The organism is Treponema sp. OMZ 799 (assembly GCF_024181365.1).
GTDB lineage: Bacteria > Spirochaetota > Spirochaetia > Treponematales > Treponemataceae > Treponema_B.
In genome coordinates, this window is sequence record NZ_CP051301.1 from 2734093 (window position 1) to 2750902 (window position 16810).

The 16810-nt window shown below is 38.3% G+C and carries 12 protein-coding genes; 4 read left to right on the forward strand and 8 right to left on the reverse strand.

Annotated features, from left to right (window positions below; genetic code table 11):
• Positions 1-4 precede the first annotated feature (4 nt).
• The 4 genes from E4O04_RS12605 to mnmG all read left to right on the forward strand — a co-directional run bounded on the left by E4O04_RS12605 (position 5) and on the right by mnmG (position 6130).
• The gene (locus E4O04_RS12605) at positions 5-577 is read left to right on the forward strand and encodes an electron transport complex protein RnfA (RefSeq protein WP_253686899.1); all 573 of its coding nucleotides are present in this window, start codon (positions 5-7) and stop codon (positions 575-577) included.
• 232 nt (positions 578-809) lie between these two features.
• Entirely contained in the window at positions 810-2822 is a 2013-nt protein-coding gene (locus tag E4O04_RS12610) for a lipoprotein 17-related variable surface protein (RefSeq protein ID WP_253708398.1), read from the forward strand.
• Between the two features lie 97 nt (positions 2823-2919).
• On the forward strand, positions 2920-4212 hold the full coding sequence (locus E4O04_RS12615) for a M18 family aminopeptidase (protein WP_253686897.1): 1293 nt from the start codon (positions 2920-2922) through the stop codon (positions 4210-4212).
• A 31-nt stretch (positions 4213-4243) separates the two neighbouring features.
• Positions 4244-6130, forward strand: a complete 1887-nt coding sequence (mnmG, locus tag E4O04_RS12620) for a tRNA uridine-5-carboxymethylaminomethyl(34) synthesis enzyme MnmG (RefSeq protein WP_253686896.1) — start codon at positions 4244-4246, stop codon at positions 6128-6130.
• A gap of 595 nt (positions 6131-6725) precedes the next feature.
• Here mnmG and mtnK read toward each other — a convergent pair.
• The 8 genes from mtnK to E4O04_RS12660 all read right to left on the reverse strand — a co-directional run bounded on the left by mtnK (position 6726) and on the right by E4O04_RS12660 (position 16707).
• On the reverse strand, positions 6726-7925 hold the full coding sequence (mtnK, locus tag E4O04_RS12625; protein ID WP_253686895.1) for an S-methyl-5-thioribose kinase: 1200 nt from the start codon (positions 7923-7925) through the stop codon (positions 6726-6728).
• 29 nt (positions 7926-7954) lie between these two features.
• Positions 7955-9010 (reverse strand): S-methyl-5-thioribose-1-phosphate isomerase, encoded by a 1056-nt coding sequence (locus E4O04_RS12630; protein ID WP_253686894.1) that lies wholly within the window; start codon positions 9008-9010, stop codon positions 7955-7957.
• A gap of 24 nt (positions 9011-9034) precedes the next feature.
• Positions 9035-10327, reverse strand: coding sequence for a Na+/H+ antiporter NhaC family protein (locus E4O04_RS12635; protein WP_253686893.1), 1293 nt, complete (start codon positions 10325-10327; stop codon positions 9035-9037).
• 67 nt (positions 10328-10394) lie between these two features.
• Positions 10395-11036 carry an L-fuculose-phosphate aldolase gene (locus tag E4O04_RS12640; RefSeq protein WP_253686892.1) on the reverse strand — a complete coding sequence of 214 codons (642 nt, stop codon included), beginning with the start codon at positions 11034-11036 and terminating at the stop codon, positions 10395-10397.
• An 18-nt stretch (positions 11037-11054) separates the two neighbouring features.
• Complete coding sequence (locus E4O04_RS12645) at positions 11055-12248, reverse strand: trans-sulfuration enzyme family protein (RefSeq protein WP_253686891.1); 1194 nt, start codon at positions 12246-12248, stop codon at positions 11055-11057.
• A gap of 10 nt (positions 12249-12258) precedes the next feature.
• A complete protein-coding gene (locus E4O04_RS12650; protein WP_253686890.1) occupies positions 12259-13284 on the reverse strand; it encodes a 2-hydroxyacid dehydrogenase in 1026 nt (341 codons plus the stop codon).
• On the reverse strand, positions 13281-14852 hold the full coding sequence (locus tag E4O04_RS12655; protein ID WP_253708400.1) for an FGGY-family carbohydrate kinase: 1572 nt from the start codon (positions 14850-14852) through the stop codon (positions 13281-13283). Before E4O04_RS12655 ends, E4O04_RS12650 begins: the two co-directional genes overlap by 4 nt.
• 226 nt (positions 14853-15078) lie before the next feature.
• The gene (locus E4O04_RS12660) at positions 15079-16707 is read right to left on the reverse strand and encodes a UDP-N-acetylmuramoyl-L-alanyl-D-glutamate--2,6-diaminopimelate ligase (RefSeq protein WP_253708402.1); all 1629 of its coding nucleotides are present in this window, start codon (positions 16705-16707) and stop codon (positions 15079-15081) included.
• Positions 16708-16810: the final 103 nt, after the last annotated feature.

Sequence of the window (16810 nt, forward strand, 5' to 3'; positions counted from 1 at the left end):
AAAAATGCCTGAAACAATTAGTATTTTTCTTTCTGCGATCCTTGTAAAAAACGTAGTTTTAATGCGCTTTTTAGCCCTTTGTCCCTTTATAGGAATGTCATCCGACGTAAAAAAATCGGTCGGCATGGGCTGGGCAGTACTCTTTGTCACCCTCTTGGCTACAGCCGTAACCTATCCCATATACAATTACGTCTTGATAGGGAACCTTGAATTCCTTCAGACCCTTATCTTTATCCTGGTAATTGCAAGCTTGGTTCAGCTGGTAGAATTCTATCTAAAAAAAGCTGCCCCGGCTCTTTACAGCTCGATGGGTGTATACTTGGCCCTTATTACTACAAACTGCGCCATTCTTGCAGTTACAATAGACGCCATCGATGAAGGCTACACCTTTGTACAAGCCCTCATTCATGCTGCAGGTTCGGCCTTCGGCTTTATGATCTCGCTTTTGCTTTTAGCAGGCTTAAGACAGAGAATAGATAATGCCCCTGTTCCGAAATTCTTAAAGGGAACTCCCATTCTTTTTATAGCAGCAGCCCTCTTATCCATGGCCTTTGAAGGCTTCGCAGGACTGATTTAAAAGATGAAGTACGAATGACGAAGGACAAAGTTCAAATGTCGAAGTATAAAATGCAAATTGCAGCTCGACATTTGAACTTCGGCGCTTGCCCTTTGCCGTTCGGCACTTTAACTTCGCCATTTCTACCATTCAAAAACTGCGTTAAAAGTAACCTTATCTACACATAATTTGTTCTAGTTATTGCTTTGTATCGTGTTTTTAATTAACATATATGGAATTTAGGAGATATCTCATGAAAAAAATAATTTTAATAAGTTTAAGTCTTTTTTTACTTTTAACTAATTGTGATCATAAAACCCTTTCTAAACAAGAAGATATAAATGACGAGTTAAAAAAAGTTATACTTGAAATCAAAAACAAAGAAAACATAACGGCAGGAGAGCTAAGGCAAGAAGACATAAGGGCCTATGGTTTTAATGCCAATGTTTATGCAATAAATTACGAAAAAATCGAAGCTGACAGCGAAAAAAGAGAGGTCTACATTACCGTATCATTAAAAAAAGCCGGAACGGAGTCGGTATCGAAGGTTTTTACTATAAGCGGATTTAAAGCTCCGGAGCAAAACCTAAGTGATCAAGAGCTTATAAACATTGAAGCCGATAAGGTAGTATTAAGTATACCCGATATCGAAAACATAAGCTTTGATGAACTTACAACAGACAAGCTTATTGCATCGGGATATAAAAAACAATATTCTATACAATACATTGCAAAAAAATATAATTCACAAAAAAAAGAAGTAGAAATCACCTTTTATCTTACAAAGAATCATCTAAGATCTAAAATCAGAACCTTTACAATCAGCGGCTTTAAAGAATCCCTCCCTCCTCAAGGGCTTATCGACATAAAAGAAGAATATCTCTTTTCGGCCCTTTCCTTGACCGAAACAAAGATTACCGCCTCAGCCGCTGCAAAAAAAATTAAAGAGGCCTCAAATAAAACCATAGGTAATTTTATTTTTGGAGAAAATACAATTCTTAACTATGACGATAAAAAAGGGATCTTTACGGTTTATATAAAGGGAACATACAAAGAAAAACCGTTCAGCAAAAAAATGAGAATAAGCGGCTTTTCTCATCCTTATGTTAATCCGCCCGAATCGGTTTATAAAAAAGATTTGGATTTTACCGCAGGTATTGAAGAAAATCTTTTAATTGATGACTACATTCAAAGAGCAAATTCCGATATTGAAAATTTCTTTAAAGAAAGCTTATCTTTTATGCTCCATAAAGGAAACAGGCTCATAAACGAGGTAATAGTTTTAGGTGAGCATGATTCATACAGCATGACAGCCGAACTTGAAAAAATAGATAATACCGCTTTAAAAATTATACCTATTTTTAACATAAAATATAAGCTAAAAACCGATACGGATAAAACGGAAAAAGAAGAAATAGAAACTTTCAGTCTGGCCGGGTTTTTACAGCCTGTAAAGTATTTTAGCGAAAATGATGTTTATATTCATATCTTAAATGAATTAAACAAACGTAATGACGTTGTAAAAGTTTATCCTCACCGCTTTGCATCGGAATTTTATGCAAACGCCGTTGTAACAGGCAGGACACCCAAAGAATTATTTAACGATTCGGCAATAGAAAAATACCGAAAACTTTACACTGAAAAAAAACCGAATAAGTATTTAACTTTTGACGGGCTCAATATCGGAATTTCAGAACCTCGAAATGGAGGAATTGAAGTTGATGATTATGAAGGCTCTTTATCATTAACTTATTATGTTGCTTCAAACAAGATAATCGGTGATGCAGATAATATAAATTTTGCATTAAGGCAAAATACCGTAAAAGTAACAGGCTTTAGACAGGTAAATGAAGAAACAATAAAAGATTTATTCGGTTTTTCTATCGTAAAAAGCAATGACAAAGACGGAAACCCGGGAACTCTTAATTCGTGGAGAAAAAAATACATACCGGAAAATATGTATCTCGTGCGGGAACAAGGAAATAAAGGGGAAAATGATTGGCTGACATTCTCCAATACGGCTTTGGACTATGAAAATAACAGCGGTTTTATTTTAAGCCTTAATGGGGATGCAAATTTACATGAACTTTTAGCAAATCCGATCAATAAGTTTTTATCGGTAGGACGAAGCGGTGAGCTGCTCCTTATTACACGCATAAACTTGAAAAAAGAACGCCAAAGTGACTATCTTGAAATAAAAATGAATTTTTTAGGTACCGGAGAACCTATTACCCTTATTAGAAATCCATATATCCCAAGAAATTAGCTTAGAATAAAGTTTTAAATTTGATATTGCTTATAATTCCATATTTTGATATAATCCTCAACACCAATATATTAGAATAATTAAGGAGCCTAAATATATGAAAAAAGCGGAAGCATTGATGAAGTTCATCGACAAGAGCCCCTCAGTTTACCATGCAATCAAAAATGCAGGTGAATTCTTAGAAGCAAAGGGCTTTGTTCATTTAAACAGAGAAGACACCTTTGAGCTAAAACCTCAAGGAAGATATTTTGTAACAAATAACGGAAGTGCCTTGATTGCATGGCAGATGCCTAAGTCAGGTAATGCAGAAAACGGTTTTAGGATTGTAGGAAGCCACAGCGATTCTCCCACCTTCCGCATAAAGCCCAATCCCGAAATTAAGGTAAACAACCATTATTTAAAACTCAACACCGAAGGCTACGGAGGAGTTATCCTTTCAACCTGGTTTGACAGGCCCCTTTCGGCAGCAGGAAGGGTTGTAATAAAAACGGATGATCTTTTAAAGCCCGAAGTTAAACTCATCAACTTCGATAAAAACCTTTTGACAATTCCCAGCCTCGCCATTCACATGAATAGGGAAGTAAACGACGGCTATAAATTCAACAAGCAAAAGGATACCCTCCCCCTAATCGCTTTGATAAACGAAAAGCTTGAAGAAAAGGGCTTTTTGATGAACCTTATAGCCGAAGAAGCAGGCGTAAGTGTGGACAAGATTTTGGACTTTGACCTCTACCTTTATGACAGGCAGCCCGGCTGCTTTGTAGGGGCCAACAACGAGTTCTTTTCGGTAGGAAGAATCGACAACCTCGGAATGGCCTGTGCTTCAATAGATGCCCTAGGCGATGCCCTTCCTTCAAACTTTGTGCAGGTTGCCGCCGTCTTCGATAACGAAGAGGTCGGATCAAGGACAGCCCAGGGAGCGGGCAGCCCCTTCCTCCACGACACCTTACAAAGAATAATAGCTGCAACTTCAAAGGGAAATTCCTTTGAAGAATTGCAAAAAGCCTTGGCTAAGTCCTTTTTGATTTCGGCAGATCAGGCCCATGCCCTTCATCCCAACTATACCGAGAAAAACGATATTACAAACTTCCCCCTGATGAACAAGGGACCTGCCGTTAAGGTAGCCGCTTCCATGAGCTATACAACGGACGGAATATCCGGCGGAATCTTTAAGGATATCTGTGCGAGGGCAGGAGTTCCATGTCAAAACTATGTAAACCGCTCTGACGTTGCAGGAGGCTCGACCATAGGCCCGATTTCTCTTTCTAACCTCAACATAAAGAGCGTCGATATAGGAAACCCCATCCTCGGTATGCATTCCGTACGCGAACTTGGAGGCACCGAAGATCAAGAGTACATTACCAAGGCCTTTGCAGAGTTTTATAAATAGAGCTTTATAAATTAAGAGATTGATGAGTTAAATGTACAGATTTTCCGATTATGATGTAATCGTCGTAGGAGCAGGACACGCAGGCATTGAAGCCGCCTTAGCTTCCGCCCGAATGGGGGAAGCAGTCCTTCTCATTACCCAGACCCTTGACAGTGCAGGCCGCCTTTCATGCAATCCATCGATAGGCGGCATCTCCAAGGGGAACATAGTCCGCGAGATAGACGCCCTTGGCGGCGAAATGGGAAAGCTCGCCGATGCCTCGATGATTCAGTACAGGCTTTTAAACAAGAGCCGGGGCCCTGCAGTACAGGCTCCGCGAGTTCAAGCCGATAAATTCCTTTATTCGCAACTTGCAAAGCACGCGATTGAGCTTGAAAAGAACCTCCATGTTTTCCAGGACACCGTTATCGACATAGTTTCTTCAAATACTCTCATTTCAGGCTATGTAGAAAAGGGAAGCGTTCAGTATGTAAAGACGGAAAGAGGGCGGGAATTTTCAGCTAAGGCCGTAGTCCTTGCAACAGGCACCTTTATGGAAGGGAAGATCTACATAGGCGAGTACGAATCCCCTGACGGGAGGCTCGGAGAACGGGCAGCCCTCGGCCTCGGCCCCGCCCTGGCAAAAAAAGGCTTTACCGTCGGAAGGCTTAAAACGGGAACACCCATGCGTATCCTCCGCCGATCCTTCGACCCTTCCCTTACGGAAGAGCAGGAGGCCGATGAGATTATGCGGCCCTTTTCTTTTGCAAATGCCGAAATACACAGGCCCTATGCAAAGTGTTACATTACCCACACAAACACCGAAACCCACGATATAATAAGGGAAAACCTTCACAGGGCAGCCCTTTTTTCAGGCCGAATAACGGGTACAGGAGCCCGCTACTGCCCTTCCATCGAAGATAAGATTAAAAAGTTCCCCGAAAGGGACCGCCATCATGTCTACATAGAACCGGAGGGCTTAAACACGGAAGAGCTTTATATAAACGGGCTTTCTTCTTCTCTCCCGGAAGATGTTCAGGACAGGATGATAAGAACCATTCCCTGCTTTAAGGATGTAATAATTACACGGCCTGCCTATGCCGTAGACTATGCCTATGTTTCGCCCATTCAGCTTTCATCGGATCTTCAAACCCGCCGTATCGAAGGCCTTTTTTTGGCAGGGCAGATTAACGGAACCTCAGGCTATGAAGAGGCCGGAGGACAGGGCATTATAGCCGGAATAAACGCGGCCCTTTTTTCGCGCTCCCTAAAATTTAAGGATGAAAAATATGTTCCCTTTGTACTCAAAAGGGATGAAGCCTATATAGGCGTTATGATAGATGACCTTGTAACCCAGGGTGTGGATGAACCTTACCGAATGTTTACCGCCCGTGCGGAGTACAGGCTGAACCTCAGGCACGACACAGCCGATGAAAGGCTAACAGAAAGGGCCTACCAAATAGGCCTTCAAACCAAGGAGGCTTCCGGCCGCCTAAAGGAAAAACTTTTACAGAGAGAAAAAATTATTTCCGGCTGGCAGGATATAAAAATTACTAGGGAGCTTGCATCGGAGCACCCTGAGCTTAAAAACCATATAGGGAAGAGCCTTGCCGATGCTCTCCATGACCCTCAAGTGTCCCTTGAATGTATCAGTGAAATAGATAAGAGCTCTCATACTTACAGTGCAGAACTTTTAGAATCGGCCGAGCTTGAAATAAGGTACGAGCACTACATAGCTGTTCAAAACAGGAAGATAGCCAAGGTTAAGCGTATGGAAAACACCAAGATTCCTCCCGATTTTGACTATGACGCCGTCTCAGGCCTTTCTACCGAATCCCGAACCCGCCTAAAAGAAGTCCGCCCCGAAACCATAGGCCAAGCAAGCAGGATTAGGGGGATTAGGCCTTCGGATGTTATGCTTTTGTCTATACTCTTGTAAATTAGGGGAGGGAAGACACTTTTTCGGATAAAAGTTTCTTCACCTCGAAACTTCGTTGGTTGTACCTCCCCTATAACCCCTCCTATCTTCAAAAGAACCGCTTAGGGCTGGGATTGCTACGCCGGCTTGCAATCGCTAAGAACCCGTATATTTAACCAAATTTTTGACATCTTCTTTGGTTGAGGTTAGAAACAAAAGATTTGAGCTAAATTTAAAAGTTCTTATAAAATAAGCTTGCGGGCGTTTTTTGTTCGTGGCTTGAATCTGCTCCGCCTATTTACAAGAGGCTAATTAAAAACCGAGGCGGACATACTGTCCACTCGCGCTGCCAAAGGGGGCATCCCTTTGGAAACCCCTAATATCAAGGAAGTTTATAGCAGGTTCTTTGGTTGAGGTTAGAAACAAAAGAATTAGTAATATTGAGATTGGAACTGTTTATGATGAAGAAGGATTTTTAACAATAAAGCGTTAGTTGGTATAAATAGTTATTATGTCAGCTTCAATATTGATATTTATTTTTTTATGACTAAATTGCCTTCTCCATCTTTAGAATAAAAGAAAAAGGTGTCACCTTTTTTGGTTATTTGGTCATAATTTAGTCCATTAACATTAACAGATTTTTCAATTCATCGGTAATATTTACAATTGTCCCGCCTAAGATCATTTTCTTAGATAATTTTATTAATGCTTTTTCCATTTTTATTCTCGCGGCTTTATCCGTTGTAAATTCTATTTCTTTTACCTTTGTATCGCCTACTGTCCGTCTAATTATTTCCAAACCTGCTGTAGCAAGAGAGTTTTTCTTTATTTTTTGTATAAACCAATTTTTAAAGTCAGGATTTTTAAAAGCAGGCTCCTCTACAAGTGCAGTATAACGGTTGTCAAACTTTTCCAAAAAAACAGGCAGAATTTTATTGATTGCCTTTTCAATCCAGCTAAAAAATTCTTCATCAACTTGTGTATGATTTACATAATGATAAGTATAAGATAAAATTAAATGAGCTATTACATTACCGACATCATAACCTATCGGGCCGTAAAAAGCAAATTCGGGGTCAATTACTTTCATGCCTTTTTCGTTTATAAAAATCGAGCCTGAATGTAAGTCTCCGTGAATAAGAGCTTGAGTTTCTGTCATGAAGGCATATTTTAATTTTGCAACTTCAAGCAATAAGTTCTTATCTTCGTATAGTTCTTCTTGTACAAAGTCTTCCATACCTGTATAGACAATGTTTCTGTTTTTATAATTTATATAAGGCTCGGTAAATACAAGGTCTTCGGAAATTTCGCAAAGATCGGGGTTAACAAATAAAGCCATTCTTTTCTTTTTAGTTTTATTGTCGCCGACCATATCCGTAGTATAAATTAAAGTTTCTACCATAAAATTAGTTATATCATCGACAAAGAGCGGAAAGCTTTTCCCGGCAAGAAGTTCCATTCTCATATTTTTATATTCGCCCACATCTTCCATAGCTATTACTGCCATTTTTTCATCATAAAAATATATCTTGGGAACATACTCGGGGCAGAACTTACCCTGTATTTTTAGAATGCTGTGTTCAATTTTATTTCTGCCTATATCCAAGGGTCTACCGGAAGACCTGAGTAAAATGTCCGCCTGTTTTATAATAAGGGATTTCCCCGTTTTTTTGCTTTTTATTCTAAAAACAAAATTTATATTGCCGTCTCCGATTTCTTCGGAAAACAGCGGTTCGCCTTTATCGAAAAAGTTTACTTTTTCTTTTACATATTCTTTTACCGTATTTGTGTCCAATAAAAAATGTTTATCATACATAGCTACTCCCTAGTTTAATTATAACACAATTAATAAAAAACACTTACGCCTTGTTTTAAATAGCGGTTTAAATCGTATGGTGCAAAAACTCCTTTATCGGTAACAATTGCACTTACTAAATGCGGAGGCGTAATATCAAAGGCAGGATAAAAGGCATCAACCCCTTCCATTGTAACCTGCATTCCTCTAAAACATAAAACTTCGTTTTTATCACGCTCTTCAATAACTACATCATTTCTATTTTTTTTGTCTGCATCTGGAATACCTGTTACAAAGTATGGTACACCATAAGTTTTTGCAATGGTTGCAATTTGTAAAGTACCTATTTTATTTACAATACTTCCATCCATGCATATTGTATCGGCGGCAGAAGTAAAAATATCTACTCCATTATTTTCCATTACCCATGCAGGCATATTATCGGTGATAACCTTAACCTCAAAGCCCATATCATAAAGTACACTTGCAGTAAGCCTTGAGCCTTGTAAATATGGACGAGTTTCCGGTACGAAGAATTTAACACTAAGTCCGCGTTTTTTTATTTCTCTTGCCATGCATCCGACTATAGTTTCTCCAAAACATTGGGTCATTACCGTTGTTTTTGTTTTGGGAAATAGGCTTACTAGATGCTCTGCAATGGTTTGCATAGTTCCGTATCTTCTTTCAAGCGATTGTACTGTCCTATTAAATGCCGCATCTATAGCAGAACATCCGTTTTCCAAAGCTTTTTTTTGTTCCGCTAAGCAGCCTTGAGTTATAAGGGTCATTCTGTTTATGGTAGTCGGTCTGGAATGAGATATAACAAAGGCTGCTTCTTCTAAAAATTTTAACTGTTTTTCTTTTGGCAAGTCCTTACATTGATAGGCGGCAAGAGCCATCCCCATACCGCAAAGGGTATAGGGACCTGCACTTTGTGTAACCATATCTTTTATTGCCTTGGAAACTTCTTGATAAGTACAGCACACTTCAAATCTGACCTCAGAGGGGTATACTCTTCTATCAAGGACTTTTACTTTTCCATTATCATACCATGCAACATTTTCATATTGCAGCATAAATGCTAAGTTTTCATCATTTCTTTTCATTACTATACCCCTCAAAAGTTCAATTTATTTGTTAACAGTTTTAATTTTTGGAAAGCCGGTAATAATTGAAATTATTCCCATTAACAATATCAGCATCGGATACCAAGCATAAGGCACTATTGAAACCGGCGAAATTTTAGCAAAAGCTCCGGCAACTAAAAGCTGTCCGCCGTAAGGAATTAAACCTTGAAAGCCTGATGAGAATATATCCAATAAACCGGCTGTTCTTTTTCGGTCAATTTCGAACTCATCCGAAATATCTTTTGCAATTGGTCCTGCGGTGATTATTGAAATAGTATTATTTGTAGTTGCTATATCCAATAAACTCACTAACGCGGCAATACCCAACTCAGCAGTTTTTTTAGATTTTATCTTCGCCTTCATTGATGACAATAACCACTCTATACCTCCGAAGTGCTCCATCAAAGCAACAACACCGCCCACTACAATAGCAATAATGGCAACATCTTCCATCCAGCCCATACCTCGCTGCAGATAAGCCAAGGATTCTATAAATGTAAAGCTGCCATTTGCATATCCGATTACGAGACCGATTAGTACACCTGCACCCAGTACAAAAAATACATTTAATCCTATCAAAGCCAATACAATAATTGAAACATAAGGAATTATATTTACTAATGAATACTCAAAACTTTCTAATCCCGTTACTTCAACTTTTATAAAAAATAAAATTATAGCGGTTATGATAACAGCAGGTAAGACGATTAAAACGTTTACCTTAAACTTATCTTTCATTGAAACTTCTTGGGTTCTTGTTGCAGCAATTGTTGTATCAGAAATGAATGACAAGTTATCGCCAAACATCGCTCCTCCTACTACAACACCGCAAACCAACGGCAACGATAGCGTTGTATTTTCTGCCAAACCAATAGCAATTGGACACAGAGCACTAATTGTTCCCATTGAAGTTCCCATAGAAAAACTAAGTACACATCCAATAAGAAATAAGCCTGTAAGTAACATATTAGGCGGCAGTAGACTAAGCCCTAAGTTTACGGTTGATTGTACTGCACCGCAAGCGTTGGCTATCGAATAGAATGCACCTGCTAAGATAAAGATGATTACCATAATCATCAAAGTAGGCTCTCCCGCTCCTTTAGAAAATATATCTATTTTCTTGTCAATGCTTAACTTTTCATCTTTCTTGTTTAAGAATAGTGATACGCCGGCTGTTATCATAAAAGCAACTAACAATGGCATGTTATCAAATTTACCTGAAATAATACCTGTACTGCAGTAAATCAGCAAAAACACAATAAGTGGTGTTAATCCCCAAAAATTACCTTTTTTCATTTTTTTCTCCTCTTAATATTTACTAAATTATAAACATAAAAATATTTATAATATCCACATTGTAATTCTAAACCTGTCCATAAGTTTTGAATTTACCAAGCATAGCTTCCATCTCTTCATCAGATAATATAACCGGTGTACCGCTGGCAAGAGTTCGCATATAAAGCTCACAGCAAAATTCTATTTCCTCGGTAATGTTTATAGCGTTAGGCATATCTTTTGCCCCCACTAACATTCCGTGGTTAGCCAAAAGGCAGGCATACCTATTTTCCATGGCTTCCAAAGCGTTTTTTGCCAATTGCGGCGTACCAAATGTTGCATATTTGGCGCATCTAACATTTTTTCCTCCGCCCATCGCAACCAAATAATGCACTGCGGGCAAGTCCATATTCATGCAGGAAACCGCCGCTGCATAGGTTGTATGGGTGTGAAGAACCGCATCTATATCATCTCTATTCTTGTAAAGAATGGAGTGCATGCCATGTTCACTTGAAGGTTTTTTAGTTCCTTCAATAACATTTCCGTTGAGATCCATTAAAACAATGTCTTCAGGTCTTGTATCATGATAGGGAATTCCGGTTGGCGTAATCAGCATTAAATCCTTTTTTACGCGTAAACTAAGATTACCGCCGGTTCCCTTTGTAAGTCCTATGTCCAAGACTTTTTTCCCGTATTCAACAAGTTCTTTTCTCTCTTCTAAAAATTGCATTCCTTTTAATCCTCCGACTTATATTTTTGAAAGAGCATTATCAATATCTTTTATAATGTCCTCCACTGCTTCTATCCCGCAGGATAGCCTGATTAGACCATCGGTAATTCCATTTTTAATACGAGTTTCACGAGGTACAGATTTATGTGTCATACTGGCAGGATGTTGTACCAAGGAGCCGACATCACCAAGACTTACCGCTAAATGAATCATCTTTAAGTTATCACAAAAAGCCCTTCCTGCTTCAATACCGCCTTTTACTTCCAAAGAAATTAAACCGCCAAAACCCTTCATTTGTTTTAAAGCAAGCTCTCGTTGCGGAAAAGATTTTAATCCAGGATATATAACCTTTTCTATTGCCTTATGCCCCTCTAAAAATTCTGCAACCGCCATAGCATTTTTATTATGCCTGTCCATTCTTAAAGGTAAAGTTTGAATACCCCGCTTCATTAAAAATGCGGTAAAAGGAGAAATAAGACCGCCTAGTTTTGTTACAGGCTCATGCAATCCTTTCGTTATAAAATCTTTTTTACCGATTACAGCTCCGGCGATCAAGTCCCCGTGTCCTCCCATATATTTGGTTCCGGAATGCACAACTATATCTGCACCTAACTCTAATGGTCTTTGAAAATAAGGAGTCATAAATGTATTGTCTACAACCAAGGTTATATTGTGAGCCTTGCATATTTTTGCCGCCTGCTCTATATCTGTAAGCCTTAAAGTCGGATTAGCAGGAGTTTCTAAATATAATAGGACCGTATTCTTTTTAATTTGCTTTTCGACATTTTCCAAATTAGAGGTATCCATAAATGTTGTCTCGACACTGTATCTGCTAAATATTTTTTCAAATAACCCGTAAGAGCCTCCATATACAACATCACTACAAATTACATGGTCTCCGGCTTTTAATAATCCGACAGTAGTAGCAGCAATTGCAGCCATTCCGGAAGCAAAAGTTTTACAAGCTTCTCCGCCTTCCAATGCGGCAATTTTTTCTTCCAATTGAATTTGGGTTGGACTGTGGTCTCTTCCGTAAAGGTAGCCAAATATCTCTCCGGAAAAAATCTTACCGGCTTCCTCCGTATCCTTGTAAGTGTAGGTTGATGTTTGATATATTGGCGGAACCAAGGCTCCCGTTAAAGGACAAGGTTCGCTGCCTATATGCACCGCTTTTGTGTTAAAGTCCCAATTTTCTTGTATTAAATTTTCCATAAGGCTCTCCTTATAATTTATATTCATAACTGAGTTTTCTATTGTCTAGAATATTTTTTACTTCTTCCAACACCATTTTACTATGATTTTGTATTGCTTCATAAGTAGCACCGCCCAAGTGCGGCGTTATAAGAACATTATCTAACTCAGTAATAAACGGATGTTTTTCAGAAATAGGTTCCGATTCAAATACATCCAAAGCAGCTCCTGCAATTTCCTTATTTCTTAAAGCTTCTATCAAGGCTTTTTCGTCAATCAAAGAGCCTCTGGCTGTATTCACGATATATGCTGTTTTTTTCATAAGTTTGAAAGCATCAGCATTTATAAAATGCTTGTTTTCCGGTGAAGGTTTAACATGTACACTTATAAAATCACTGTGCTTTAGTAAATAATCAAAATCAACAAATTCCGCAATTCCATCCGCCGCTTTACTGTATTTATCATAAGCCAAAACCTTCATTCCCATAGCATTAGCAATTTTAGAAACTCTCCGCCCAATATCACCGTAACCTATTATACCCAAAGTATTACCGCATAATTGGTTGCCCTTAAAAATAACATAAGGTGTGTCGGCACTAAGAGCCCATGTTACATCTTCTTTTAATCCATCTTTAAGTTTTTTTTCAGATTGTGATTTTTTCGTATACTCGCCTCGTTTTAAAGCAGTATATGACTGAGCAATTTTTCTGCCTATAGTCATCATAAGTGCAATTGTATACTCCGCTGCACTATCGGAATTTCTTCCGGGGGTAAAAGATACTTTTATACCTTTTGCATTTGCATAGGCAATATCCACATTAACAGGAGATGCTCTGGTACAAATTATATTTTTTGTTTTATCGGCTGAATCTATAACTTTTTTTGTTATTTCATCATAACTGGTAATTATTATATCATAACCGGCAACTATTTTTTGCATTTCATCTTCATTAAAAACTCTAAACTCGGTCTGCCATCCATCTTTTGTTACAGTTCCTAAGGTTGAAAGCTCTTTAACTACATGCTCCGTTAATTCGGCAGTTATCAATATTTTCATTGTTCTTTCTCCGTAATTAAGCTTTTGCTTATATCTCTTATTTGTTTGAGTTCATCCCACATTTCAGCCTGCGATAATCTTAATTTGTAGTATAAATTATACATTTTTTCATATAATTTATGATTTTCTATATTTGGTTTGAAAAGTTTAAAAGTAGAAAAATCTACAAGGTTTGTTTTATCAGGGGCCGTTTTATAATAACAATATAAAGCCGAATATGCAGCCCCTCTTGCAGAAAAAGCTTTTCCGTCTATAACCATTATATTTTTTCCTAATATATCGGATATAATTTGAGGCCACACAGCACTTGAAGCTCCTCCTCCTGAAAGAAAGATTTTATTGTCTTGACTAATTTTATCCCAATCGCTTAAATGTTTTAGACAGTCCAAAATAGAAAAACCAACTCCTTCCATAACAGAGCGAATCATCACACTGATAGATACATTTTGTGATAAGCCTACAAAACTTGCTCTGGCGTTAGGATTGTTAAAAGGCATTCTTTCTCCGCCTTGACTTATAAAAGGCAAATACATTACACCCAAAGCCCCGGGCGGAATTAGCGGAATATTTTTATCCAAGTATTCAAAAAAGGTTTTATCGTCAATATTTGTTTCACAGCCTGTGTCGGTAAAAAATATTTTTTTTATCCAGTTTAAATTACCGGCCCCACTCATAGTAGCCATTACTTCTATTAGTTTAGAATCGATGTAGTGCATTTCAAAGCCTGCAAGAGTGTTTAAAGACGTGTCATTATTTAATATTATACCTGCTGAACTTGTAGTACCGAGAGTAATACTCACATCATTAATGTTCTTTGCTCCGTTACCCATAAATGCGGAAACAAGATCCAACATACCTACAGACACAGGAGTACCTTCCAACAAACCGGTTAACTTTGCAGCTTCCCGACTTACTGTTCCGCCTAAATCAAAAGGTGATTTTAACTCCGGTAATTTATCGATAATATCCGAGATACCCAATAAGGAAAATAATTCTTCTGAATAATTTTTTGTTTTTAAATTTAATAAAGAAGTAGAAGCATCCGTATAATCAGTATATATTTTTCCTGTTAAACAAAATCTAATATAATCTTTACAAAATAAAACATACTGAATATTTTTATAATTTTTAGGATTGGTTGTTTTTAAATAAGTAAGCAAAACACCGGTCGCACCGGAAAACGGAAAAGAACCCGTTATATTTTTTATTTTTTCTCTAATTTTAATATCTTCATTTAATGAATTTACCAAAGAAGCTGCTCTGTTATCATTCCATAAAATAGCATTTTGAAAAGGCTTTTTATTTGCATCTAAAGCAAAAAGGCCTTCACCTTGACCACAAATTCCCACAGCTAAGATATTTCTAGATTGAAGGTTGTGTTTTAAAATGGTATCTTTTATTAAGGTGCAAACGCTATTCCATAATACAGCCATATCCAGTTCTTTGCATCTCCCTTTTGTAATTACTACATTAGGTATCGATTCAGTAAAAAGATGATCCGCACTCTCATTTATACCTATAATTTTTAAGGAAGTTGTTCCTAAATCAATACCTATAAAAACACCCAACTATATTCTCTCCATAAAATTTACATAACTATTCCATTTCAAATGTCCCACATTATATAGCTTATGGGCACCTATAAAAACCGGATTTTAAACCCTTGTTTTATATTTTGGCTTAATTTTTGGTAAATGTCAAGTCTAAAATTTTATAATTATGATAATTTTCATATATAACGATCGAGAAACTTTAAGTGAGGCTTATATGTATCTTTCAAATAAACTTAGGCTCTTATTTTCCAAGCAAGGCCTTTAACAATTCTCTTGCCGTTGTTTCTTCATCGTAGGGCATGGTTCTACCCTTAAAGATGATGGAGTTTTCATGTCCCTTTCCCAGTAGAAGGACTGCATCGTTTTTGACGGCAAGGCTGAAGGCTTTTTTGATGGCTGAGGTGCGGTCGGGGATGATAAAGAGTTCTTCGTTCCGTTTTTTTTCGGGACAGCCTGCTGCTATCATTTCCAAAAGCTCAACGGAATCTTCTCCGCGAGGGTCTTCATCTGCAAGGATTACGATATCGGAATAAAGGGCCGCTATCCTGCCCTGCTCAGGTCTTTTCTTTACATCACGCTCTCCGCCGGAACCGAAAAGGCTTATTACCTTTCCGCCGGATTTTTCTATACGACTCTTTATCGAAGGAAAAATCGTCATAAAGGAAGAAGGAGTGTGGGCATAGTCTATGCGTACTTCAAAATCCTGCCCCTCATCTATGAGCATCATCCTGCCCTTTACGGGTTTTACAAGAGAAAGCTTTTCGATTATGGCTTCGATATCGAGTCCCGTAATTTTTTGAACTGCCAAGATAGAGGCCAAAATATTTTTTACGTTAAAGATTCCGGCAAGTTTTAGCTCGCACCCGTATTCTTTTTTAGAAGAAAAATCGCAAAGGGTAAATTTAATTCCGTTTGACGACTCTTCAATATCCTTTGCAAAAAGACCACCGAACTCTTCAATCTTTTTTAGGTCTTTAGGCTCGGTGCTGAAAGGATATACATTTTTTTGAGTTGCTTCCATAAAATAAGGAGCTGAGGGGTCTTCATAGTTTACTACCCCGAATATCGGCGTACCCTTACCCTCATTTTTATCCAAGGCTCTAAAAAGATTGGCCTTGTCATAGCGGTACTGCTCGATGGTTCCGTGGAATTCCAAGTGCTCCTGAGTTACGTTCATAAAAACACCTGCATCAAAGATCACATCTTCAAGGCGGGCCGTCCTCGGGGAAAGACCGTGTGAGGAAGACTCTACCACAGCGTAACCGCAGCCTGAATCCCTCATTTGAGCAAGCCGCAGCTGGACAATATTCGATTCCGGAGTGGTCTGGTGTTCAGGATTAGGAATTACCTTTCCGTCTATGGAGTATTCGACTGTAGAGAAAAAGCCGGCCTTTTTTCCGCAAAGGTTTAAAAGCTGAAAGATAAAAGAAACCGTGCTGCTCTTGCCCTCGGTTCCGGTAACACCGATTACACCCAGTGCTTTTGAAGGTTCATCATAAAGAAAGGCAGAGACCTTGGACATGGCCTTGCGCACATCATCCACCTGAACAAAGCAAACATCCTTGGCCTTCTCTATGGCTGCAGCACTCGTCTTATCCGCAGCATCGGCGGCTTTTAAATCCCCCTCATAAAAAACACAAACGGCTCCGTTTTCGATTGCAGAATTTATAAATTTTTTTCCGTCGGTATGAATCCCCGGAAGGGCAAAAAAGGCAGCTCCTTTTTTTAAGCCCGTTTTATCATCCACACCGCAAGGCCGAACCTTACGGGAATCATATTCGGTAGAATTTATAAGAGACCTATCGTTTCCAAAATAATTTACAACTTCAACAACCTTGATGCATTCCGCAATCGATTTTACGTATTCCATATTAAAAAGTATAATTGATAAGACTAAAATTATCAAGTCATATTGATATGAAGGCAAAACTTATGTTACAATCTCATTTAGGAATTAATTTATATGGAGTTAA

Excerpts from the sequence above, each read along its gene's own strand:
- mnmG (WP_253686896.1), top strand. The coding sequence starts at position 4,244 with ATGTACAGATTTTCCGATTATGATGTAATCGTCGTAGGAGCAGGACAC.
- E4O04_RS12640 (WP_253686892.1), bottom strand. The coding sequence starts at position 11,036 with ATGCAATTTTTAGAAGAGAGAAAAGAACTTGTTGAATACGGGAAAAAA.
- mtnK (WP_253686895.1), bottom strand. The coding sequence starts at position 7,925 with ATGTATGATAAACATTTTTTATTGGACACAAATACGGTAAAAGAATAT.
- E4O04_RS12630 (WP_253686894.1), bottom strand. The coding sequence starts at position 9,010 with ATGAAAAGAAATGATGAAAACTTAGCATTTATGCTGCAATATGAAAAT.
- E4O04_RS12645 (WP_253686891.1), bottom strand. The coding sequence starts at position 12,248 with ATGGAAAATTTAATACAAGAAAATTGGGACTTTAACACAAAAGCGGTG.
- E4O04_RS12605 (WP_253686899.1), top strand. The coding sequence starts at position 5 with ATGCCTGAAACAATTAGTATTTTTCTTTCTGCGATCCTTGTAAAAAAC.
- E4O04_RS12660 (WP_253708402.1), bottom strand. The coding sequence starts at position 16,707 with ATGGAATACGTAAAATCGATTGCGGAATGCATCAAGGTTGTTGAAGTT.
- E4O04_RS12650 (WP_253686890.1), bottom strand. The coding sequence starts at position 13,284 with ATGAAAATATTGATAACTGCCGAATTAACGGAGCATGTAGTTAAAGAG.
- E4O04_RS12615 (WP_253686897.1), top strand. The coding sequence starts at position 2,920 with ATGAAAAAAGCGGAAGCATTGATGAAGTTCATCGACAAGAGCCCCTCA.
- E4O04_RS12610 (WP_253708398.1), top strand. The coding sequence starts at position 810 with ATGAAAAAAATAATTTTAATAAGTTTAAGTCTTTTTTTACTTTTAACT.
- E4O04_RS12635 (WP_253686893.1), bottom strand. The coding sequence starts at position 10,327 with ATGAAAAAAGGTAATTTTTGGGGATTAACACCACTTATTGTGTTTTTG.